The 702-nt window shown below is 42.2% G+C and carries 1 protein-coding gene; it reads right to left on the bottom strand.

What is annotated here, in order from left to right; genetic code table 11:
• Positions 1 to 287 precede the first annotated feature (287 nt).
• A partial coding sequence (locus AB4653_RS27030; protein WP_372105775.1) for a methyl-accepting chemotaxis protein occupies positions 288 to 702 on the bottom strand: 415 nt, incomplete at its 5' end.

Here is a 702-nt window from a genome sequence, read left to right as displayed (position 1 = left end):
CATATTCGTACGTAACTGTGATTGAAGGTCAGTCTGTTATGGATTAGAAAATTTAACTACGTTGTTGGATCTCTAGGTATGAGGAAAAGTAAGGCAAGTTGCAGGGTTTGAAACTGAGTTCAATCCCTCTCTGGCTCACTTTGGGGCAGAACTTTGTTAACCGTACTTCTCACACAACTGTGATCACCAAGCGATTCTGGACAGAAATAGCTTAGAGTTGATCTTCGAGCTGATTTGATCAACAACGCCACTCCTGATTAAAAAAATCTAAGGCGTAGTGCACCTTTCTATAGCTTGAATGCTCCCATCCTCGATTGGAGATTATGAGCTAGACTACTGATTTCCTGACACGCTATAGCGGTTTGTGAAGTGCCTTCTGCCATTTCTGAGGATGCTGAATTAATATGCTCCACACTTCGATTTAACTCTTCTGACACTGAGTTTTGCTCACTACATGCTGTTGCAATATGAGTACTCATCTGAGCAATATTCTCGACAGAGTGTTCAATCATATCAATTTGTTCTCCAGCCTCATTGACTTGGTCAACACATGTAGCGATACCACTCTGACACTCCCTGCTTGCCTCCCCCATTTTGATGGTTTTTTCTTGTAAGTCTTCAACAATATCGACAATCTGCGTTGTAGATTCTTGCGTTCGTTGAGCCAGAGAACGAACTTCATCAGCTACTACAGCAAAGCCT

The organism is Vibrio sp. 10N.222.48.A3 (assembly GCF_041475345.1).
Lineage (GTDB): Bacteria > Pseudomonadota > Gammaproteobacteria > Enterobacterales > Vibrionaceae > Vibrio > Vibrio tasmaniensis_A.
The sequence above is the reverse complement of the archived record's forward strand: the minus strand, read 5'-3'. Positions and strand labels throughout refer to the sequence as shown.